We start from the raw sequence: 19,213 nt of genomic DNA, 5'->3' as shown, positions 1-19,213 counted from the left end.
TCCGGCCGCCTCGCTGCGACCGGCGGCATGTGATCGGCGACATATGAACCGGGCAGGGTTTTCTGGCTACGTACGTGATGTGTGTTCGGACGAAGCTCTGCTCTCCGCCGTTGCCCGCGGCGATCAAGGGGCCCTGCGGGCCCTCTACGAGAGGCATGCCGCCGCCATGCTCCGGCTCATCCGCCGGCTCACCTCGGACCAGGGACTGGCCGAGGAGATCCTGCAGGAGACCTGGCTGGCCGTGTGGCGCTCGGCGGACGGATTCCGCGGTGAGTCGTCCCTACGGGGCTGGCTGCTCGGCGTGGCCAGGCGGCAGGCACACAACCATCTGCGCAGATCCAGGCCGCAGCTGGCGGATCTGGCCGAGGCGCAGCACGTGCCGGATCCGGCACCGAGCGTGGAGGACCAGCTGGTGAGGGAGGCCGAGCGCACCGAGTTGCTGTCGGCCGTGCAGACCCTGCCCGAACACTTACGGGAGGTCCTCGCACTGGTTCTGGTCGACGAACTGGCCTACCCGGAGGTGGCGGCCGTGCTCGACATTCCGGTGGGCACCGTCAAGAGCCGGATGTCCCATGCGCGCAGGCGCCTCGGCAGCATGCTCGCCGCCACACGGCTGGAAGGATCGGGGCGACGATGACACAACACTTCACCGACACCGTCCTGGCGCAGCTCGCCCGATCCGGGCCGGACGACCCGCGCCACCGCCGGCACCTCGCCGACTGCGCCGGCTGTCGTACGCGGCTGGCAGCGTGGCAGCACATCGGTACGGCGATGCGGCAGGAGGCCGCCGAACAGGCCGTCTCCGTGCCGTCGTTCGACGCGCTACTCGGGCCCGCGCTCTCCGCCGAGCCGGCCGGCGCGGCCGCACCGGCCCCCGCCGGGTCCCCGCTGTCCGCGGCGTTCCCCCGCCGCGTGGCCCGCCCTTGGCGCACGGCCGGGCAGCTGGCGCTGCGCCAGGTCCGGCTGATGCCCAAGGTGTGGGCGCCGTTGAGCGCCGCCGGCCTGGTCGGAGCGGCGCTGCTCGCGTCGGCGCAGGTGCAGGACCGGTTCGGCCTGCGGCTGTTCGGCGGGGTGGCCGTGCTTCTGGTGATGCTCGGCGGCCTGATGGTGGCATCGCCCCGGCGGGACCCCCGGCATGAGGTGCTGTTCACCCTGCCGGTACCGCCCGCGGCGGTGTTCCTGGCCCGGCTGACGGTGGTGCTCTGCGTCGATGTGGCGCTGGCCATGGTCTGTTCGGCCTTGGTGGACGGGCCGGGGTGGTGGGCCGTGGTGTCGAGCTGGCTCGGCAAGTCGCTCCTCGCCGCGTCGCTCGCGCTCTCCTTGTCGGTCCGGTGCGCACCGGTGGTCGGCACGGCGGCGGGCGGCGCGCTATGGCTGTTGAGTGTGGTGAGTGGGCCGCAGGGCATGCTCAGCACGCCGTTCGACCCCCTCCTTGACGCCCTGTTGTCGACGACGCCCTGGGCGCTGCTCCTTGCCGTCGCCCTGCTGGGGTGGGCCGCCGGTGCCATGCGGTCGGCCGGGAACAGCCCCTCGGCCTGATCTGTCGCGCGCCCGGGCGGTGCAACTTTCCCCATGTCAGAGATTGTTCGGGCCATTCGTGAACCGCCGCCGATTTCGCCGCTACGTACCGGGTGTACCGCCCTCACGGCCGATTTCATCCCCCGTCGTCGGCCGTGAGTGGCGGTGCGCTCTGACTCACGGCGAGGCAGGGGACACCACTGGGAGGAGCTGGGACATGACCACCGCGCCATGGTGGGCGCACGAAGTGCGCCGCTGCGGAAGACAGGCCGTCGTTCTGCCGGTGCTCGCCGCGGTCGTCGCCTGCGCCGCGACAGCGGCCGCGAGGCCCGGCGACGATGAGCTGCTCGGGCGTTCACTGCTGAGCTGCACGCTGCCCGCCGCCACGGCCCTGGCCTGTGCGGCGGTGGTGGCACGCGAGCCGATGGTGGAGCTGCATCTGTCGCTGCCCACCCCCTACCGGCGCACCGTCGCCCGCCGTCTCGGCTGGCCCGCTGCCGTCACCGCGGTCGTCGCCCTTGCCCTGGTGACCCTGGTGACGGCCGCCGGGCACACCATCAACCCCGTGGCCACGCTCCTGGAGTTGGCCGGGCTCACCGTGCTGCTGAGCGGCGGCGCGGTGTGGGCGACGGTACGGTCCGGCTCGGCCTCACCCGCCACGGGCCTGGTGGTGGCGGCTGTCCTGGCCAAGCTGCTGCTGGTCGACCGGGTCGTGCCCGCGGGGCCGGCCCAGGCACTGCCCGCACTGGTTGTCGGAGCCTGGCTGACCGCGCTCGCGCTGCGGTCCCTCGGCCCGGGCGGGCAGGACTCCTGCTCCGGCACCGGCTCCCACTCCCCCTCCGAGGACGTCTGATGGCCGCCCTGCTGTGGACCCTTCGGTACGAGGCCCTGATGGCGGCCCGCCGCAAGGTCGTGTGGGGCGCGGTACTGCCCTTGGCGCTGCTCAGCCTGGTCCTTGCCGCCACCTCGCCCGTCGTCACCGGGCACAGTGACCCCACTGCCCGGGTCGGCGCGGCCGCGGTCCTCGTCAACACCTTCTGCTCCTTGGGGGTGGGGCTCGCCCTCGCCGACCGGCTGCGCGACGCCATCGAGGCGCGCGGCATGCCCGAACTCCTCGCCGCCACTCCGGCGCGGCCGCTGTCGCGGACGGCCGGGACGCTGGCCGGGCCGCTGCTGACCGCGCTGGCACCCGTCGCGGTCCTCTTTCTGATGTACGCGGGGGTGGTCGCGGTCGCCGAGAGCTCCGCGGCGCCCTTGGGGTCCGCGGTGGCCGCCCTGGTGACGGTTGTTCTCCCGGCGACGCTGCTGATCACCGCGTTCGCCGGGCTGCTCGGTGCACTGCTGCCGGTGGCCGGGGCGCGCGCCGTCGTCGTCGTGGTGTGGCTGTGGGCCTGCCACTTCCCCCCGAGGTTCTCGCCCGTACCTACGCCGACCGGCACCGTCCTGTCCCCGCTCGGCGGCTATCCGCTGGTCGCCTGGGCCGGTGCGCCCGAAGTGTGGGCGGCACGGCAGGGCACCGGGGCGCTGCGCCCCGTGGTCGGCGACGCCCCTGCGCTGCTGAACGCCGCCTTCGTCCTCGGCGCGGCCGTGACCTGTTACGTACTCGGCCATCTGGTCGCCCGCTTCAGACGACACGGAGCATCATGAACATCACCACTGAGCGACTGACAAAGATCCACCCCGGCGGCCGCCGCGCCCTCGACTGTGTCGATCTGCACATCGAGAACGGCACGGTGGGCCTCCTCGGCGCCAACGGCGCGGGAAAGACCACCCTGTTGCGCATCCTCACCGGCGTGCTCAGACCCACTTCGGGGCGGGTGGTCGTCGCCGGGCACGATCTGTCGACCACCGCCGGGCTCACCGCGGTCAAGCGCACCCTGGGCTATCTGCCGCAGGAGCTGTCCCTCTACCCCGATCTGACGACACGTGAGTTCCTCGACTACATCGGGGTACTCAAGGGCATTCACGACAAACGCGAACGCCGCCGTCAGGTCGACGCACGGATCGCCGAGGTCGGTCTGCAGGAGCGGGCGCGCGAACGGCTCGCCGGCTTCTCCGGCGGTATGAAGCGGCGGGTGGGCATCGCTCAGGCCCTGATGGGCGACCCGTCCGTGCTCGTCGTGGACGAGCCCACCACGGGCCTCGACCCGCATGAGCGGATGCGTTTTCGGGCACTGCTCGCCGGGCTCGGCCGCGGCCGCACCGTTCTGCTGTCCACCCACATCCTCGACGACGTCGCCCAGACCTGCCCCGAGGTGGCCGTGCTCGCCGCCGGCCGACTGGTCTTCCACAGCACCACGACCGCGCTGGTCAGTCAGGCCGCCGGCTGCACCTACGTCTGGCAACCGTCCGGTGCCGTCGGCGGGCCGCCGCCCGGTACCGAGGTGGTGAGCGCGGTGACCACGGCCGAAGGCGCCGAGTACCGCATCGTCACCACCGCCCCGCCCGCCGGGGCCCGTCCGGTGGAGCCGTCCCTCGAGGACGGGTACGCCGCCCTGCTCGCCGCCCGGAACGCGGCTGACGACACCCACCCGACGCACAGTGAGGCAGCGGAGAAATGATCACGAAGACCCGGTACGCCGCCCTGGCCGGCCTGATGCTGCTCGCCCTGACCGCCTGCGGAGGTGGCGGCCGCACCGATCCGGTCACCAAGGATCCGGTTCCGCTGCCCAGCCCCACCGCCGCCGAGCAGCAGGTGAGCGAGAAGAACTTCGGCTACCTCTGGCCCCTGACCGTCGACCACGGCACCGCCGCGTGCCGCAAGGGCGACCAGGCCGTCATCACGGTGCCCGACGGCACGACCTATGCGCTCAACGACCGTGCCAAGAAGGCCGGTTATCCCGACATCGAGCCGGTGCGCGCCTCGGGAGACAGCGGCGACGAGGTGGGCCTCGGCTCGCTCCTCAGCCACACGATGAAGCTCTGCAGGGTCGGATGATGCCCTGACATAGGCGGTTATACGCTGTCCTCAGCGTGATCAAGGGCAGGCATCGCCCCACTGACCACGGGGCGAACGCTGCGTGAACGGGGAACAACGACCATCACGGGGGAGCATCCGCCTTGCACCAGCACGAGCACGAGCAAGAGCACCCATACGCTTCGACCGCCGCCGGCCTCCACGTACTGGTCCACACCGGGCTGCGGGCGCTCTTCGACTCGCCGCACGCCCCACTCAGCACACTCCGCATCGGCCTGAACCGGGTCGAGTTCGTCGGCGGGGAGAAACTGACCGCGCCCGGCGAGGCGCTCGAGCTGCCGGTGCTGTTACCCGTCACCAGCGAGTCCCAGGCCGAGGAACTGCGCACGGTGCGGATGCGCCATCCGCTGTCCCTGATCATCGCGGTCACCAACGACCTGTCGGGGCACCTGATTTACCATGCCATCCGCTCGGGCTCGAACTTCGCGTTCAACCTCGCCATATCCAGCGAGAGCCAGATCGACATGCTGTACGCGCAGTTCAGGGCGCACAGCACGACCATGGCCGCCCACACGGCACCCGACGCCCCCGACGCCCCTCACTGGGCGTCCGCCCACACCGCCACGCCACGGATCCAGCGCGTCCTCCTCGACCACAACGAACTCCACCCCGGCGCGGACAACGCCGTCCGTCAGGGGCCGCAGGGGCGCGGCGGCCCTGTGCTCCGGGAGGGCGGGCGGCGGGACCCAGCCGCGCTGCCTGCCCTCTCCGACTACGACACCGAGCTGATGCGCCTGCTCTGTACGTCCATCACCGTGTCCGAGATCGCCCGACGCCATTACTGTTCCGAGCGGTCCATGTACCGCCGCGTCCGCAAGCTCTACGACCTTCTGGGTGTCACCGGCCGCGCCGAGCTGACGGCGCTCGTCTCCGCTTCCGGCACGCGCACGCGCCGCCCGTTCCCCGACCGGCGCGCCTGCTGACGCCTCCGGTCACGGGCCGGCCGCCCCGGCGCACTCGGCGCCGGGGCAGCCCGCCCGGAGCCGGTCAGTGAATCTCCGCGTCGGCGGTCTCGAGCAGCCGGAAGAACCCGGCCTCCAGATCCCCGTTGACGGACAGCCCTGCCAGCGGGCCCTCGTACCGGGTGCGGCCGTTCGTCAGGACCTGCACCCGGTCGCAGACCTGCGCGACCTCCGCCAGCTGATGGCTGGCGATCAGCACCGCCACGCCCTCACCGGCGAGCGAGCGGATGATGCCGCGCATCTCGCGGATGCCCACGGGGTCGAGGCCGTTGGTGGGCTCGTCGAGGACGATCAGGCGCGGCCTGGCGAGCAGGGCGACCGCGATGCCGAGGCGCCAGCGCATGCCGAGGGAGTACGCCCCGACCTTCCGGCTGCGCGCTTCGGTCATCTTGACCAGCCGCAGCGCCGGTTCGATCCAGTCCTCGGGCACGCGCCGCAGCCGGGCATGCACCTTCAGCGTCTCGTCGGCGGTCAGCGTGGGCCACAGTCCAGGCACTTCGATCAGGGCTCCGACCTCGGCCAGGGACTCGCGGCCGACCGGCCTGCCGAAGATCTCGACGGTGCCCGACGTCGGCCGCTGCAGACCGAGCAGCACCTTCATGAGGGTGGTCTTGCCGGCGCCGTTGGGCCCGAGGAGTCCGTAGACCTCTCCCGCTCGGACGGTGAGGTCCACTCCGTCGAGTGCACGATGTGAGCCGTAGTGTTTGTACAGTTGACGGATCGTGAGCGCAGCCGCCGGGTGGCCGCCGGGCATTCCCGGTGTCGCCGTGTTCATGGTCAGATCTCCTTGCGGCTCATGTGCAGACTGCCGATGACCAGCAGGGCCGCGGTCAGGACGACTGCCAGGCCCACTGCGAGCGGAATTGCCGACATGGCGGTCACCGGGCTGTCCTTCGGCAGCGGCACCCCGTTGGGCCCGATCCCGGCCAGCGGCAGCACCACACGCATCGGCCAGGCGAACGGAACGGCGTACCAGAAGTCCTTGTCCGAGACGAGCGCCCCGCACAACAGGCCGGCGACGCCCACCCCGATGCTGGGTCCCATCCCCCACACCACCGCGACAAGCACGGCGAGTGCCGTCATGGACAGCCCCACCAGCCAGGGCAGATAGACCGCTGCGAGCACCGTCCCCATGGCTTCGGGGAACCGCCCGCTGAGCATGGCGCCGAGGGAGAGCATCACCAGCAGCACCGTGGAGGAGACGAAGCCCAGGACGCCAAGGGCGGCCACTTTGCCGACGAAGTAGCGCCCGCGCGGCACACCGTACGAAAGCAGCAGCCGCCAGGCGTCCTGGTCCGCGCGGACCGAGAGCGCCGCGGCCAGACCCGCGGTCATCGGCACGAGCACACCCCAGAACTCCAGGGTCACATTGCGGAACACGTCGAAGGTCTGCCCTGATTTCGCCTCGGCGGAGCCGAGCGCGCCCAGGAAGAGCGGCACGGTGATGATGACCGGCGCGAGCAGGTGGTACCAGGGGACGAACCCCCGCTTGGCACGAGCGAGTTCGGTACCCACCACGGTGGTGAGCGAGGGATTGTCGCGCTGCCCCGCGAGAGGCGGGGCAGCCGTGTCGTACGCCATGTGTTCTCCTACCTGGCCGCTGTCGGTTACGCCGTGTACGTAGCGGTGGCGGACGTCGAGGTTCACGGCCGGCACACCTGGAGCGGCAGTGGCTGACAACTGCCGACGGACTGCCAACCGGCCTGCCAGACCCGGTCTTTGGCCGCGTTCAGGTGCGAGTGTCGTAGCCACCGGACCGGCTGCCCCTGCACCGGTCCGGTGTGTTCCGGCAGCACACCATCAGGAAGGAACCCACGTGAAGAAGCTCCGCAGCGCGCTCGTCGTCGGCGCCATGGCCGTCGCACTGGGGGGCATGGCCGCCCCCGCCGCCTCCGCCGACAGCCTCACCCAGGCGACCGAGCAGGGCGGGATATCGATCCAGCGGACCTGGCACGCCGAGGTGCAGTGCCAGATCAAGCGCATCAGCGACGACCACGTCGTCGGCTACGACCGGGGCACCGGCTCGGGCAACAGCAAGGACGCGGCCATCAAGGACGCAAAGCGCAACGTCCCCGTCCCGCCCGGCCACTACAAGCGACACTGCGACACAAAGCGTATTTGGTAGCTTTTCGAAGGGAGGCGGTCACCCCCGCCTCCCTTTTTCTTCGCCCCCGATCAGGAAAGGTGAGTCATGTCCGAGGAACCGGGTGTCTGGGAGGTACGTCTCGGCGTGTACGCCACGCGGCAGCAGGCCGAAGAGATCAAGGCCCAGATCACCAGGCTGCTCTGCCCGGACCCCGACCACCCCTCGCCTTGCCCGATCCCCTGGTCCGTCATGCTGCTCCAGGGCTCCGACCTCGAGGACGCCGACGCCTACGAGGAGTTGGTCGAACAAGCCCGGATCGAGGGCCGCTCGAACCCCTGAAGAAACCAGGACATCGCCCGCGCATCGAGCCCGTGGAACACGACGTACGGGGTCGTGGCTCCTGCCCCACGCCAGGCACGACCGCCGAGTGAGAACCGGTCGCCGTCGTCGCAGCAGAGGTCAGGCCGAGGTGACCGGCAGCACATCGGGCGACAGCGCCGCCGCCCGCGCCGCAGCGCTCGTCATCCGCTTGCGATGATGACGCCGGCACAGAACCTCGTACCCGACCTCCTCGGCCGACCGGTCCACATCCCCCACCACGACCTGCTCGCCCTCGACCACCATCTCGCCGGCCACCGTGCGGGCGTTGTGGGTGGCGCGCGCACCGCACCAGCACATGGCCTCGACCTGGAGGGTCTCGATGCGGTCCGCCAGCTCGATCAGCCGTTGGGAGCCCGGGAAGAGCTTCGTGCGGAAGTCGGTGGTGATGCCGAAGGCGAAGACGTCCAGGCCCAGGTCGTCCACGATCCGGGCGAGCTGGTCGATCTGCTCGGGCGCAAGGAACTGCGCCTCGTCCACGATCAGGTAGTCCGCCTTGCCCCCGCGGGTCATGTGATCGACGAGGTACGCGTACACATCCATGCCCTCCACGACCTCGACGGCCTCGGTGACCAGCCCCAGCCGGGACGACAGCTTGCCCTCGCCCGCCCGGTCGTCGCGGGTGAAGATCACACCTTGCAGGCCACGAGCCGAACGGTTGTGCTCGATCTGCAGCGCCAAGGTGCTCTTTCCGCAGTCCATCGTTCCGGAGAAGAACACCAGCTCGGACATGGGGATGTGACGGCCTTTCAGTTGTCGTCGAAGGGGGCGGCGTGGATGGTGTCTACGAACGGACTTCGATGAGCGGGACGAGCTGTTCGACCGGGGTCATGGAGCCGTGCATGCCGACCATCGCGGACTCGTGCGGCTCGTTGACGGAGGCGGTGATCACGACGTTGTCGCTCGCCGCGGCGACGACGTCCCCGATACGCCGGTGGACGCGCTCGTCGACGTGCGGGCCGAACCAGCCCGCCGTGATCGCCTCGTCCCTGCTCGCCACCCAGAACCGGTCGCCGAGCACCTCGCGCCAGACGGCGAGCACGTCGGCCTCGGCGCCCGGGACGGCGTACACATGCCGGGCCCGGCCCTCGCCGCCGAGCAGGGCGACACCGGCGCGCAGCTCCCAGTCCTCGTCGAAGTCGATCCGCGACTCCTCGTCGAAGGGGATGTCGATCATGCCGTGGTCCGCGGTGACGTACAGCGCGGAGCGCGGCGGAAGCTGTTCGGCAAGGCGCTGGGCGAGGCGGTCGGCGTACATCAGCTGGCCGCGCCAGGCGTCGGAGTCGACGCCGAAGCGGTGGCCCTTGCCGTCGACGTCGCTGTAGTACGTGTAGACGAGGGACCGGTCGGCGGCGGCGAGCTGCTCGGCGGCGAAGTCCATCCGCTCCTCGCCGGTGAGCCGGCCGTGAAACGTTCCGCCGCTCAGCGCGATCTTGGTGAGCGGGGTGTCCTGGAAGGCCGGGGACGAGACCTGCGCGGTGTGCACCCCTGCCTCGTCGGCCAGCTGGAAGACCGTCGGGTAGGGCTGCCAGACGCGCGGCGAGGTCCACGGCTTCCAGCGCAGCTGGTTCATCAGCTCGCCGGTCTCCGGGTTCCGGGCGGTGTAACCGGGCAGGCCGTGCGCGCCGGGCGGCAGGCCGGTGCCGAAGGAGGCGAGCGAGGTGGCGGTCGTGGCGGGGAAGCCGGCGGTGATCGGGGCGCCCGTGCCGCCGCACGAGGAGGCGAGCAGCGAGGTCAGAAAGGGGGCGTCCTCGGGGTGGGCCTTGAGCTGCTCCCAGCCGAGGCCGTCGATGAGGAAGACGCAGTTCCGGTCGGCGGGCTCGAGCTCCGTGATCGCGGTGTGCAGTCCGGGCACGCCCTGACCCGCGGCGATCGTCGGCAGCAGATCGGCGAGCGAGGCGGAGCCGTACGCGGGTACGGGCGCGGTGCCGAGTGCGAGCGGGACGGGTTCGTCGGGCCAGGCGGACGCGAGCTGGGGCTGGGCCATCAGCGGGTGGACGCCGTGGCGGCAGTGGCGGCCGTGGCCTCGGACAGCGCCTGCGCGAAGGCGAGCGTCTGCCGGACCGCGTCCGGGCCGTCGCCCGCCTCGCTGACGCGCAGGCTGAGGTCGTCCGCGGTGGAGTTCCCCGTGTAGCCGTGGTCCGCGTCGCAGTTGGGGTCGCCGCAGGCGGCGGGCTCCAGGTCGATACGGGACACCGCGCCCCAGCCGATGGTGAGGACGACCTCGCGGGGGAGGGTGCCCGGGGTGTACGACTCGGGGTTGGCGACGACACGGCTGACGACGACGGACGAGATCCGGCCGAGCTTGACCGACTCGGTCGAGGTCGTGGCGTACGGCGTCGGGGAGCTGCTGTCGGCGGTCTGCTCGTCGGTGTGGCTGACGATGAAGCGGGCGCCGGTCAGGACGAGGACGGTGACATGGCGGCGGACCTCGTTCGCGTCGAACGTGGTCTCCTGATGGACCAGGAACGACGCGATCTGCTCACCTCCGACAGCGGCCTCCACCGCTTCGGCCACGAGAGCCGGGTAGTAGCCGCTGCGCTCGATCGCCGCGCGCAGCCCCTGGGTCGTCGTACCGGTCTTCGCCATGGGCTCCATCCTACGGGGCCGCGGGACCCCGGAGTGCGCTCAGTAACTGGGGAGCGTGCGCGGTCCCAGGTCGGTGCGGGGCGGGGGCGGGGCGAGCCGGACGGTGGCACCGAGCACGGAGAGGCCCTGCTGGGCGACGACCACCGGTTCGAGTCCGATGGCGACCACCTCCGGGTGGTCGTCGACCAGCCGGGACACCCGGAGCAGCAGCTCTTCGAGGGCGGCCGTGTCGACGGGGGCGGCGCCGCGCCAGCCGAAGAGCAGCGGGGCGGTCCGGACGGACCGGATGAGCTCGGTGGCGTCGCGGTCGGTGGCGGGGACGAGGCGGTGGGCGGTGTCGCCGAGCAGCTCCGTGGCGGGTCCGGCGAGCCCGAAGGACAGCACGGCGCCGACGGCGGGGTCGATGGCGGCGCGTACGACGGTGTCCACGCCGCGGGGGACCATGGCCTGGACCACGGGCTGGAGCTCCTCGGGCTTGCCGAAGGTGTCGGTCAACTCTGCGTATGCCTGGCGTACTTGGTGCTCGTCGGCGAGATCGAGGCGTACGCCGCCGAGGTCGGCGCGGTGGCGCAGGTGCGGGGCGGTGGTCTTGAGCGCGACGGGGTATCCGAGGCGCTCGGCGGCGCGGACGGCCGCGTCGGGGCCGGGGGCGGGCAGGGTGGGGCGCACATGGATCCCGTACCGCGCGAGCAGCTCCCCCGCATCCTGCTCGCGCAGGGTGACCCCGCGCTCCCCCGGTGTGTCGCCGAGCAGCCGTCCGACGAGCGCGGCGGCCCCGCCCTCGTCGATGTCCTCGTACTCCGGCACCTTCCCGGGCTCGGCGGCCTCCCGCCGCCACTGCGCGTACCGCACCACCTCCCCGAGCGCGCGCACGGCCCGCTCGGCGGCGGGGTACGCGGGGATCCGCCGCGCCGCCGGGTCCGGGTCCGGGTGGTTCCGGTCCCCGTTCCGCCTCTTTCCCGAGCCCTCCGGAGGCGGGAACGTGCCGGGGCGGGCCGGGCCCCCGGGCCCCGCCTGCCCGCGGGCGGACGGCTCCCCGCGCCCCGGCCACACTGCAGCCCGGCCAGGGGACTGAGGGACTGCGCCCGACTGCGTCGTGCCGCCCGGCGACTCCGCCGAAACCGGGTCGCCACCGGAGGCCCGGGAGCCGGGCCCCGGTCCCACGTCGGACGCGCCCGACCGCGGCGTCGCGCCCCGCGACTCCGCCGAAGCCGCGTCGCCGACGGTGGGCTGGGGGTCCGCCACCGGATCCGGGAAGGGGTAGGGCGGGGAAGAGACGCCGCCGCCCTCACCCGCGGCGATCCGGGTGCCTGCGGTGGGCGGCCCCGCCGGGTCGGGCGCGGGCGCTCGCCGCGGTGGGGCCGAGCTCGTCGCCGCGGCGAGTGCGTCCGCCAGGCCGCCGAGTTCGACGTGGACGACCAGCACCGGCTTGGCCGGCCCCGTGGCCGCAGCCGCGCGGAGGGCCGTCGCCAGGACCTCGCCGTCGCCGGACTCGGTGACTCCGCCGTCGCCGACCCAGGGGATCGCGTTGACGACGACCGCGTCGCACGCCTCGTCCCGTAGCGCCTCCACCAGCGCCGACCGGAAGTCGTCCGGCGTCGCCGCCGTCGTCAGGTCGCGCGGCGGGAGCGGGCGCAGCCCTTCCGTCAGGCAGGCGTCATACGTGAGGAGGCCGAGGGACTCGGAGTTGCCGAGGATGGCGACGCGCGGCCCCGCCGGCAGCGGCTGTCCCGCGAGCAGCAGGCCCGCGTCGACGAGCTCCGTGACCGTGTCGACGCGGATGACGCCCGCCTGCGCGAGCAGCTCGGACACGGTCGCGTAGGGCACCCGCGTCGTCGGCACCGCGTGCCCGGGCGGCGCGCTCCCGCTGTGCCGTGCGCCCTTCACGACGACGACGGGCTTGACCGCCGCCGTGCGCCGCGCGAGGCGCGTGAACTTCCGCGGGTTGCCGATCGATTCGAGGTACAGCAGGACCACGTCGGTGTCGGGGTCCTCGTACCAGTACTGCAGGAAGTCGTTCCCGGACACGTCCGCCCGGTTCCCGGCCGAGATGAACGTGGAGAGCCCGGCGCCCCGCCGGTGCAGTCCCGACAGCAGCGCTATGCCGATCGCGCCCGACTGGGTGAACAGGCCGATCCTGCCGCGCGCCGGCGACTCGGGCGCGAGCGACGCGTTGAGCCGGACCGCGTCGGAGGTGTTGATGACCCCGAAGGCGTTCGGCCCGATGATCCGCATCCCGTACGAACGTGCCTGCCGCACCAGTTCGCGCTGCCGCTCCCGCCCCTCCGCCCCGCTCTCCGCGTATCCCGCGGCCAGCACGACGAGACCCTGCACTCCGTGCTCGCCGCAGTCGGCGACGGCCTCGGGCACCCGTTCGGCCGGTACGGCGACGACGGCGAGGTCGACGGGCTCCCGGGTCTCCGCGACGATCTCCGCGACCGAGCGGTACGCGGGGACGCCGTCCAGTTCGCGCACGTCCGGCGCGAGGTTCCGGTTCACCGCGTACGTACGCCCGGTGTAGCCGGAGTCGAGCAGATTGCGCAGTACGGCGCGGCCCACTCCGCCCGGCGCCCGTCCTGCCCCGATCACCGCCACCGAGCCGGGCGCGAGCAGCCGCTGCACGGACCGCGCCTCGGCGCGCTGCTCACGGGCGCGCTGCACGGCGAGCGACTCGGCGGTCGGCTCCAGGTCCAGCGTGAGGTGGACGGAGCCCTCCTCGAAGCTGCGCTTCTGCGTGTACCCGGCGTCCGTGAAGACCTTGATCATCTTGCCGTTCGCGGGCAGCACCTCCGCCGCGAACCGCCTGATCCCCCGCTCCCGCGCCACCGCCGCGATGTGCTCGAGGAGCGCGGAGGCGACGCCCCTTCCCTGGTGCGCGTCCTGCACCAGGAAGGCGACCTCCGCCTCGTCGGCGGGCGTGGACGCGGGCATTCCGTGAGCATCGATCCGGTCGTAGCGGACGGTCGCGATGAACTCGCCGCCGACCGTCGCCGCGAGACCCACGCGGTCCACGTAGTCGTGATGCGTGAAACGGTGCACGTCCTTCGCGGAGAGCCGAGGGTAGGGCGCGAAGAAGCGGTAGTACTTGGACTCGTCCGAGACCTGCTCGTAGAAGCTGACGAGGCGGTCGGCGTCCTCGGTGGTGATGGGCCTGATGCGCGCGGTGCCACCGTCACGCAGCACCACGTCGGCTTCCCAGTGGTCGGGGTACGCGTGATCCGACGGGGTCTGCATGGGGAAAGAGTACGGCTCGGGCACCGGTCGCGAAGCCCGAAGGCCGGGTGCAGTCTTAGGGCACCCGCGAGTGCCCCGGACACGGCCGAGGGCCGATTCCGAGCACTGCACGACACATGAGAGACTGGTCTAGACAACCGCTAGGACTTGAAGGGCATCACCATGGCTGAGCGCCGCGTCAATGTCGGCTGGGCCGAGGGCCTCCACGCCCGCCCCGCTTCCATCTTCGTCCGTGCCGCCACGGCCTCCGGCATCCCGGTGACGATCGCCAAGGCCGACGGCACCCCCGTCAACGCCGCCTCGATGCTCGCGGTGCTCGGCCTGGGTGCGGAGGGCGGACAGGAGATCGTGCTCGCTTCGGACGCGGACGGCGCCGACGCCGCCCTCGACCGTCTGGCGAAGCTGGTCGCCGAGGGTCTCGAGGAGCTCCCCGAGACCGTCTGACCCGGCCCGGTCCCGGTCCGGACCCCGGCTGCCCGCTCGCGGGAGTGAGCCTTATCCCGGCCGGCAAAGAACAAATGAATGGAAACGGCGGAGCCGCAGCAACCGGGAATTACCGGTCTGCGGCTCTGCTGTTTGAAATAGCCCCTCTTTGTATACGGCGCTTTTGTTAATTGCGGGCACTCGCCGTGTTTACGGAATGTTGCGAACTCCTCACTGCCCCGCGCGCCGTGATACGCAACCGGTGCGCCCCCGTCATCCGTTCGGCGTGCATCGCGGTGAGCGCCCGCGCCCGCTCCGCGTCGCCGCGCGACACCGCGTCCACGATCGCGCCGTGCTCGGCCCAGGACTCCACCGGCCGGGCGGGCTGCTCGACGGCGTACATCCAGGCGATCTTGTGCCGGAGCTGGGTCAGCAGCGCGATGAGGCCGGGGCTGCCGGAGGCCTGCGCGAGGGTCTCGTGGAACCAGCCGCCGAGCGAGCGCAGATCCTCGCCCTGACCCCGGCGCGCCCGCTCCTGGCCGAGTCTGACCAGGCCGCGCAGCACTTTGAGGTGGGCCTCGGTGCGCCGCTGCGCGGCGCGCGCGGCACCCAGTGGCTCCAGCAGCATCCGGATCTCCAGCAGGTCGGCGGCCTCCTGCTCGGTGGGCTCGGCGACGCACGCTCCGGCGTGTCTGCGGGTGACGACGAAGCCCTCCGACTCCAGGGTGCGCAGCGCTTCGCGCACCGGGACGCGTGAGACGCCGTAGCGGCGCGCCAGCTGCTCCTCGGTGAGCCGGCTGCCGCGCTCGAAGACACCGGAGACGATGTCGTCGCGGATGGCCGTGCATACCGAGCGCGCAGGAATGCGCATACCGAACCTCCGTCTTTAATCCGCGCGAAACCCAGTCGAGCGATGTCTGTTCGGTGACTCTATTGCAGTGGGCCGGAATTTCCGATGGCCTACGGGAATCCATGGATATCTTTTGGCCGGAATACACCGAAAGCCCCGGCCGGTCTCCATGACCGGGCCGGGGCCCTACCGCGGGGAGGCGGGTCTCAGACGCTGACGCCGTGGCCGCGCAGATACGCGACCGGGTCGATGTCCGAGCCGTAGTCGGGGCTCGTGCGGGCCTCGAAGTGGAGGTGCGGGCCCATCGAGTTGCCGGTGGACCCGGACAGGCCGATCTGCTGGCCCGGGGTGACGGTCTGGCCGACCGAGACGCCGATGGACGACAGATGGCCGTACTGGGTGTACGTGCCGTCCTTCATCTTGATCACGATGTTGTTGCCGTACGCGCCGCCCCAGCCGGCCTCCACGACCGTGCCCATGCCGACGGCGACGACCGAAGTGCCGGAAGGGGCGTGGAAGTCGACCCCGGTGTGGCTCCCGGAGGACCAGACCGAGCCGCCCGCCTGGTAGCCCGTGCTGATGTACGAGCCGGCGACCGGGAGCGTGTAGGACATCAGGCGCTTGCGCTCGGCCTCGCGGGCAGCGCGCTCCTGGGCCTCGCGGGCCGCCTTGACGCGGGCTTCGGCCTTGCGCTTCGCCTCGGCCTCGGCCTTCGCGCGGGCCGCGGCCAGGTCGGCCTCCCGCTGCTGGGCGTCGGCCTGGGCGTCGATCTGCTCGGCGAGGGTGTCGGCGGCGACGATGGCCTGGTTCAGGCCGGTGTCCTCGAGGGCGGGGCTTTCCGTGTCGGCGGCGAGCGCCGGGGAGGCGAGGGTTCCGATGACGCCGGTGGTGGCGAGGGCTGCGGCTCCGGCCAGACCCGCGCGCTTGCGCGTCAGACGGCTCGGACCACGATGCTTCCCGGTGGCACGGGTGAACGCCATGAAGTGGCTGATCCTTTCCTTCCTTCTCGCCTACCGGGTTAGCTGACGGGTTCGGAGCAGGAAGGTCTCCTACGGGCCCCTCCGCACGGGTGCGAAGGCGTCCGATTCACCCCAGGGGACGTGTGGGTCCCCGGCTCCCCAGGCTCGCGCCCGACGGGGACTCGGCGATGGCTGTCCGATGCCGCGGATGCGGCTGGTGCAACCGACGGACAGCGCAGAAGACGCTAAGCGGGACATCTTTCAATCACCAAACGGACACGGAGATTTGTTGTGCATGCCACAGGTCAGACACGCAGCCTCTCCAACAAAACGGACATACGGAAGGGCCCCGTTGGCACGATGCCAACGGGGCCCTCCGGGTGCGCCGGAGCCGACCGGCAGTCAATCAGCCCGTGACAACGGTCACTTCACCGATTCCCAGAGCCTTGACCGGCTCCTCGATCTCGGACGCGTCGCCGACGAGGACGGTGACGAGCCGGTCCACCGGGAAGGCGTTGACGACCGCGGCCGTGGCCTCGACGGTGCCGGTCCCGGCCAGGCGCGTGTACAGCTGGGCCTGGTAGTCGTCCGGAAGGTGCTGCTCGACCTGGTCGGCCAGCGTGCCCGCGACCGACGCCGCGGTCTCGAACTTCAGCGGGGCCACACCCACCAGGTTCTGTACGGCGACATCGCGCTCGGCGTCGGTGAGGCCCTCCGCGGCGAGGGTGCGCAGCACCTTCCAGAGGTCGTCCAGCGCCGGGCCGGTGTGCGGGGTGTCGACGGAGCCGCTGATGGCGAGCGTGGCCGCGCCCGTGCCGTCGGCGGAGGAGCGCAGGACCTGGGCGAAGGCCCGCACCCCGTACGTGTACCCCTTCTCCTCGCGCAGGACGCGGTCCAGGCGGGAGGTGAGGGTGCCGCCCAGGCAGTACGTGCCGAGGACCTGGGCCGGCCAGACCCGGTCGTGCCGGTCCGGGCCGATGCGGCCGATGAGGAGCTGCGTCTGGACCGCGCCGGGGCGGTCGACGATGACGACGCGGCCCGTGTCGTCGGCGGTGATCGGCGGCACGGGACGGCTCTCGGCCGCGCCGCCGGTCCAGTCGTCGAGGGTGTCGGCCAGCACGGCGTCCAGATCGACTCCGGTGAGGTCGCCGACGATCACGGCGGTAGCGGCTGCGGGCCGGACGTGGGCTTCGTAGAAGGCCCGTACGGCCGCGGAGTCGATGCGCTCGACGGTCTCCTCACTGCCCTGGCGGGGGCGGGACATCCGGGAGGAGGCCGGGAAGAGCTGCTTGGAGAGCTCCTTGGCGGCGCGGCGGGCCGGGTTGGCGGTCTCGTGCGGGATCTCGTCCAGTCGGTTCCGCACGAGCCGCTCGACCTCGCTGTCGGCGAAGAGCGGCGCGCGCAGGGCCTCGGCGAGCAGGCCGAGCGCCTTGGGGAGGCGGGAGACCGGCACCTCCAGGGAGACACGGACGCCGGGGTGGTCGGCGTGCGAGTCGAGGGTGGCGCCGCAGCGCTCCAGCTCCGCGGCGAACTCCTCCGCCGTGTGCTTGTCGGTGCCCTCGGAGAGCGCCCGCGCCATGATCGTGGCGACGCCGTCGAGGCCCTCGGGCTCGGCGTCCAGCGGGGCGGTGAGGAAGATCTCCACGGCCACGACCTGCTGGCCGGGACGGTGGCAGCGCAGGACGGTCAGTCCGTTGTCGAGCAGGCCGCGCTCGGGGGCGGGGAAGGCCCACGGCCTGGCCTCGCCTGCCTGCGGCTGCGGGTGGAAGTCCATGGTCACGGCAGCGTCGGTCACTGGTCCGCCCCCTCTGCGTCGTCGTTGTCCTCGGTGGCCTCGGCCGCTTGGACGGGTTCGTACACCAGCACCGCCCGGTTGTCCGGGCGCAGCCGGGCCTGGGCGACTGCCTTGACCTCCTCGGCGGTGACGTCGAGGACCCGCGAGACGGCGCTGAGCGCCAGCTGGGGGTCGCCGAACAGCACGGCGTACCGGCACAGTTCGTCGGCGCGGCCCGCGACCGTGCCGAGCCGGTCCAGCCACTCGCGCTCCAGCTGGGCCTGGGCGCGCTCCATCTCCTCGGGCGTGGGGCCCTCGGCTGCGAACCGCTCCAGCTCGTCGTCGACGGCGGCCTCGATGTCGGGCACCTCGACCCCGGCGGACGTCTTCACGTCCAGCCAGCCGAGCGAGGGCGCCCCGGCGAGCCGCAGCAGGCCGAAGCCCGCGGCGACGGCCGTGCGGTCGTGGCGCACCAGGCGGTTGTGCAGCCGGGACGACTCGCCGCCGCCGAGGACGGTGAGCGCCAGGTCGGCGGCGTCGCACTCGCGCGTGCCGTCCTGCGGCAGGCGGTAGGCGGCCATCAGGGCGCGGGCCGGGACCTCCTCCTCCACGACCTCGCGCAGCTGCTCGCCGATGATGTCGGGCAGGGCGCCGTCGCGCGGCGGCTGCTTGCCGTCGTGCATCGGGATGGAGCCGAAGTACTTCTCGATCCAGGCGAGGGTCTCCTCCGGGTCGATGTCGCCGACGACCGACAGCACCGCGTTGTTCGGCGCGTAGTACGTGCGGAAGAAGTTCCGCGCGTCCTCCAGCGTCGCCGCGTCCAGGTCGGCCATCGAACCGATCGGGGTGTGGTGGTAGGGGTGGCCCTCCGGGTAGGAGAGGGCCGTCAGCTTCTCGAAGGCCGTGCCGTACGGAACGTTGTCGTAGCGCTGGCGGCGCTCGTTCTTGACGACGTCCCGCTGGTTCTCCATGGACTCCTCGTCGAGAGCGGCGAGGAGCGAGCCCATGCGGTCGGCCTCCAGCCAGAGCGCGAGCTCCAGCTGGTGGGCGGGCATGGTCTCGAAGTAGTTGGTGCGCTCGAAGCTGGTGGTTCCGTTGAGCGAGCCGCCCGCTCCCTGGACCAGCTCGAAGTGGCCGTTGCCCGGCACCTGCGCGGAGCCCTGGAACATGAGGTGCTCGAAGAGGTGAGCCAGGCCCGTACGGTCCTTGACCTCGTGGCGTGAGCCGACGTCGTACCAGAGGCAGACCGCGGCGACCGGGGTCAGGTGGTCCTCGGAGAGCACCACGCGCAGACCGTTGGCCAGGCGGTGCTCGGTCGCTGTCAGGCCGCCGGAGCCGGCCTGGGCTGTGGCCGTGTGACCCATGGGCATGTAGTCCCTTCGATCGCGTTGCTGGATGTCCTGCCACTGTATGCAAGGCCGTCGGCACCTGGCGAAGTTCCGGGAGCTTCCACCCTCTGTTCC

General features: G+C 71.8%; 20 protein-coding genes and 1 riboswitch. Of the genes, 10 read left to right on the top strand and 10 right to left on the bottom strand.

What is annotated here, in order from left to right:
* Window positions 1-79 precede the first annotated feature (79 nt).
* The 7 genes from ACWCXB_RS22670 to ACWCXB_RS22640 all read left to right on the top strand — a co-directional run bounded on the left by ACWCXB_RS22670 (window position 80) and on the right by ACWCXB_RS22640 (window position 5,418).
* Entirely contained in the window at window positions 80-637 is a 558-nt protein-coding gene (locus ACWCXB_RS22670; RefSeq protein ID WP_450725268.1) for an RNA polymerase sigma factor, read from the top strand.
* Window positions 634-1,539 (top strand): hypothetical protein, encoded by a 906-nt coding sequence (locus tag ACWCXB_RS22665; RefSeq protein WP_450725267.1) that lies wholly within the window; start codon window positions 634-636, stop codon window positions 1,537-1,539. Before ACWCXB_RS22670 ends, ACWCXB_RS22665 begins: the two co-directional genes overlap by 4 nt.
* 196 nt (window positions 1,540-1,735) lie before the next feature.
* Window positions 1,736-2,371: a hypothetical protein gene (locus ACWCXB_RS22660; RefSeq protein ID WP_450725266.1), complete on the top strand. Its 636-nt coding sequence runs from the start codon at window positions 1,736-1,738 to the stop codon at window positions 2,369-2,371.
* Window positions 2,371-3,165 carry a hypothetical protein gene (locus tag ACWCXB_RS22655; protein WP_450725265.1) on the top strand — a complete coding sequence of 265 codons (795 nt, stop codon included), beginning with the start codon at window positions 2,371-2,373 and terminating at the stop codon, window positions 3,163-3,165. Before ACWCXB_RS22660 ends, ACWCXB_RS22655 begins: the two co-directional genes overlap by 1 nt.
* Window positions 3,162-4,079 (top strand): ATP-binding cassette domain-containing protein, encoded by a 918-nt coding sequence (locus ACWCXB_RS22650; RefSeq protein ID WP_450725264.1) that lies wholly within the window; start codon window positions 3,162-3,164, stop codon window positions 4,077-4,079. The genes ACWCXB_RS22655 and ACWCXB_RS22650 overlap by 4 nt, the downstream gene beginning before the upstream one ends.
* Window positions 4,076-4,456 (top strand): DUF2511 domain-containing protein, encoded by a 381-nt coding sequence (locus tag ACWCXB_RS22645; protein WP_450725263.1) that lies wholly within the window; start codon window positions 4,076-4,078, stop codon window positions 4,454-4,456. The genes ACWCXB_RS22650 and ACWCXB_RS22645 overlap by 4 nt, the downstream gene beginning before the upstream one ends.
* 122 nt (window positions 4,457-4,578) lie before the next feature.
* Window positions 4,579-5,418 carry a helix-turn-helix transcriptional regulator gene (locus tag ACWCXB_RS22640; RefSeq protein ID WP_450725262.1) on the top strand — a complete coding sequence of 280 codons (840 nt, stop codon included), beginning with the start codon at window positions 4,579-4,581 and terminating at the stop codon, window positions 5,416-5,418.
* A gap of 64 nt (window positions 5,419-5,482) precedes the next feature.
* Here ACWCXB_RS22640 and ACWCXB_RS22635 read toward each other — a convergent pair whose 3' ends face one another.
* Together ACWCXB_RS22635 and ACWCXB_RS22630 are read right to left on the bottom strand one after the other, a co-directional pair.
* Window positions 5,483-6,232 (bottom strand): ABC transporter ATP-binding protein, encoded by a 750-nt coding sequence (locus ACWCXB_RS22635; RefSeq protein WP_450725261.1) that lies wholly within the window; start codon window positions 6,230-6,232, stop codon window positions 5,483-5,485.
* A gap of 2 nt (window positions 6,233-6,234) precedes the next feature.
* Window positions 6,235-7,104, bottom strand: a complete 870-nt coding sequence (locus ACWCXB_RS22630) for an ABC transporter permease (RefSeq protein WP_450725260.1) — start codon at window positions 7,102-7,104, stop codon at window positions 6,235-6,237.
* A gap of 169 nt (window positions 7,105-7,273) precedes the next feature.
* Between ACWCXB_RS22630 and ACWCXB_RS22625 the strand changes: the two genes are divergently transcribed.
* Complete coding sequence (locus ACWCXB_RS22625; RefSeq protein ID WP_450725259.1) at window positions 7,274-7,582, top strand: hypothetical protein; 309 nt, start codon at window positions 7,274-7,276, stop codon at window positions 7,580-7,582.
* 66 nt (window positions 7,583-7,648) lie between these two features.
* Complete coding sequence (locus ACWCXB_RS22620) at window positions 7,649-7,882, top strand: hypothetical protein (RefSeq protein WP_450725258.1); 234 nt, start codon at window positions 7,649-7,651, stop codon at window positions 7,880-7,882.
* 120 nt (window positions 7,883-8,002) lie between these two features.
* On the opposite strand, the gene ACWCXB_RS22615 is transcribed toward ACWCXB_RS22620, so the two are convergent.
* From ACWCXB_RS22615 to ACWCXB_RS22600, 4 genes are read right to left on the bottom strand one after another with little or no spacing between them, the layout of a single operon-like run.
* On the bottom strand, window positions 8,003-8,653 hold the full coding sequence (locus tag ACWCXB_RS22615) for a thymidine kinase (protein WP_450725257.1): 651 nt from the start codon (window positions 8,651-8,653) through the stop codon (window positions 8,003-8,005).
* A 52-nt stretch (window positions 8,654-8,705) separates the two neighbouring features.
* Entirely contained in the window at window positions 8,706-9,908 is a 1,203-nt protein-coding gene (locus tag ACWCXB_RS22610; RefSeq protein ID WP_450725256.1) for an alkaline phosphatase family protein, read from the bottom strand.
* Complete coding sequence (locus tag ACWCXB_RS22605; protein WP_450725255.1) at window positions 9,908-10,510, bottom strand: DUF5998 family protein; 603 nt, start codon at window positions 10,508-10,510, stop codon at window positions 9,908-9,910. The genes ACWCXB_RS22610 and ACWCXB_RS22605 overlap by 1 nt, the downstream gene beginning before the upstream one ends.
* Window positions 10,511-10,549: 39 nt before the next feature.
* Window positions 10,550-13,744, bottom strand: coding sequence for a bifunctional acetate--CoA ligase family protein/GNAT family N-acetyltransferase (locus ACWCXB_RS22600; protein WP_450725254.1), 3,195 nt, complete (start codon window positions 13,742-13,744; stop codon window positions 10,550-10,552).
* A 162-nt stretch (window positions 13,745-13,906) separates the two neighbouring features.
* Between ACWCXB_RS22600 and ACWCXB_RS22595 the strand changes: the two genes are divergently transcribed.
* The gene (locus ACWCXB_RS22595; protein ID WP_450725253.1) at window positions 13,907-14,188 is read left to right on the top strand and encodes an HPr family phosphocarrier protein; all 282 of its coding nucleotides are present in this window, start codon (window positions 13,907-13,909) and stop codon (window positions 14,186-14,188) included.
* Between the two features lie 166 nt (window positions 14,189-14,354).
* On the opposite strand, the gene ACWCXB_RS22590 is transcribed toward ACWCXB_RS22595, so the two are convergent.
* The 4 genes from ACWCXB_RS22590 to ACWCXB_RS22575 form a co-directional block, all read right to left on the bottom strand.
* Window positions 14,355-15,038, bottom strand: coding sequence for a GntR family transcriptional regulator (locus ACWCXB_RS22590; protein ID WP_450725252.1), 684 nt, complete (start codon window positions 15,036-15,038; stop codon window positions 14,355-14,357).
* 185 nt (window positions 15,039-15,223) lie between these two features.
* Window positions 15,224-15,997 carry a M23 family metallopeptidase gene (locus ACWCXB_RS22585; RefSeq protein WP_450725251.1) on the bottom strand — a complete coding sequence of 258 codons (774 nt, stop codon included), beginning with the start codon at window positions 15,995-15,997 and terminating at the stop codon, window positions 15,224-15,226.
* 13 nt (window positions 15,998-16,010) lie between these two features.
* Window positions 16,011-16,174, bottom strand: a riboswitch (cyclic di-AMP (ydaO/yuaA leader).
* A gap of 208 nt (window positions 16,175-16,382) precedes the next feature.
* On the bottom strand, window positions 16,383-17,750 hold the full coding sequence (locus ACWCXB_RS22580) for a M16 family metallopeptidase (protein WP_450725284.1): 1,368 nt from the start codon (window positions 17,748-17,750) through the stop codon (window positions 16,383-16,385).
* Between the two features lie 17 nt (window positions 17,751-17,767).
* The gene (locus tag ACWCXB_RS22575) at window positions 17,768-19,114 is read right to left on the bottom strand and encodes a M16 family metallopeptidase (RefSeq protein ID WP_450725250.1); all 1,347 of its coding nucleotides are present in this window, start codon (window positions 19,112-19,114) and stop codon (window positions 17,768-17,770) included.
* Window positions 19,115-19,213 lie beyond the last annotated feature (99 nt).

This window comes from Streptomyces sp. NPDC001514, assembly GCF_053597075.1.
The sequence above is the reverse complement of the archived record's forward strand: the minus strand, read 5'-3'. Positions and strand labels throughout refer to the sequence as shown.

What these genes read in the sequence shown, in the direction of transcription:
- ACWCXB_RS22610 (WP_450725256.1), bottom strand. Translation starts at nt 9,908, where the DNA reads ATGGCCCAGCCCCAGCTCGCGTCCGCCTGGCCCGACGAACCCGTCCCG.
- ACWCXB_RS22585 (WP_450725251.1), bottom strand. Translation starts at nt 15,997, where the DNA reads ATGGCGTTCACCCGTGCCACCGGGAAGCATCGTGGTCCGAGCCGTCTG.
- ACWCXB_RS22645 (WP_450725263.1), top strand. Translation starts at nt 4,076, where the DNA reads ATGATCACGAAGACCCGGTACGCCGCCCTGGCCGGCCTGATGCTGCTC.
- ACWCXB_RS22580 (WP_450725284.1), bottom strand. Translation starts at nt 17,750, where the DNA reads ATGGACTTCCACCCGCAGCCGCAGGCAGGCGAGGCCAGGCCGTGGGCC.
- ACWCXB_RS22605 (WP_450725255.1), bottom strand. Translation starts at nt 10,510, where the DNA reads ATGGCGAAGACCGGTACGACGACCCAGGGGCTGCGCGCGGCGATCGAG.
- ACWCXB_RS22600 (WP_450725254.1), bottom strand. Translation starts at nt 13,744, where the DNA reads ATGCAGACCCCGTCGGATCACGCGTACCCCGACCACTGGGAAGCCGAC.
- ACWCXB_RS22615 (WP_450725257.1), bottom strand. Translation starts at nt 8,653, where the DNA reads ATGTCCGAGCTGGTGTTCTTCTCCGGAACGATGGACTGCGGAAAGAGC.
- ACWCXB_RS22620 (WP_450725258.1), top strand. Translation starts at nt 7,649, where the DNA reads ATGTCCGAGGAACCGGGTGTCTGGGAGGTACGTCTCGGCGTGTACGCC.
- ACWCXB_RS22635 (WP_450725261.1), bottom strand. Translation starts at nt 6,232, where the DNA reads ATGAACACGGCGACACCGGGAATGCCCGGCGGCCACCCGGCGGCTGCG.
- ACWCXB_RS22590 (WP_450725252.1), bottom strand. Translation starts at nt 15,038, where the DNA reads ATGCGCATTCCTGCGCGCTCGGTATGCACGGCCATCCGCGACGACATC.
- ACWCXB_RS22595 (WP_450725253.1), top strand. Translation starts at nt 13,907, where the DNA reads ATGGCTGAGCGCCGCGTCAATGTCGGCTGGGCCGAGGGCCTCCACGCC.
- ACWCXB_RS22660 (WP_450725266.1), top strand. Translation starts at nt 1,736, where the DNA reads ATGACCACCGCGCCATGGTGGGCGCACGAAGTGCGCCGCTGCGGAAGA.
- ACWCXB_RS22655 (WP_450725265.1), top strand. Translation starts at nt 2,371, where the DNA reads ATGGCCGCCCTGCTGTGGACCCTTCGGTACGAGGCCCTGATGGCGGCC.
- ACWCXB_RS22575 (WP_450725250.1), bottom strand. Translation starts at nt 19,114, where the DNA reads ATGGGTCACACGGCCACAGCCCAGGCCGGCTCCGGCGGCCTGACAGCG.
- ACWCXB_RS22665 (WP_450725267.1), top strand. Translation starts at nt 634, where the DNA reads ATGACACAACACTTCACCGACACCGTCCTGGCGCAGCTCGCCCGATCC.
- ACWCXB_RS22650 (WP_450725264.1), top strand. Translation starts at nt 3,162, where the DNA reads ATGAACATCACCACTGAGCGACTGACAAAGATCCACCCCGGCGGCCGC.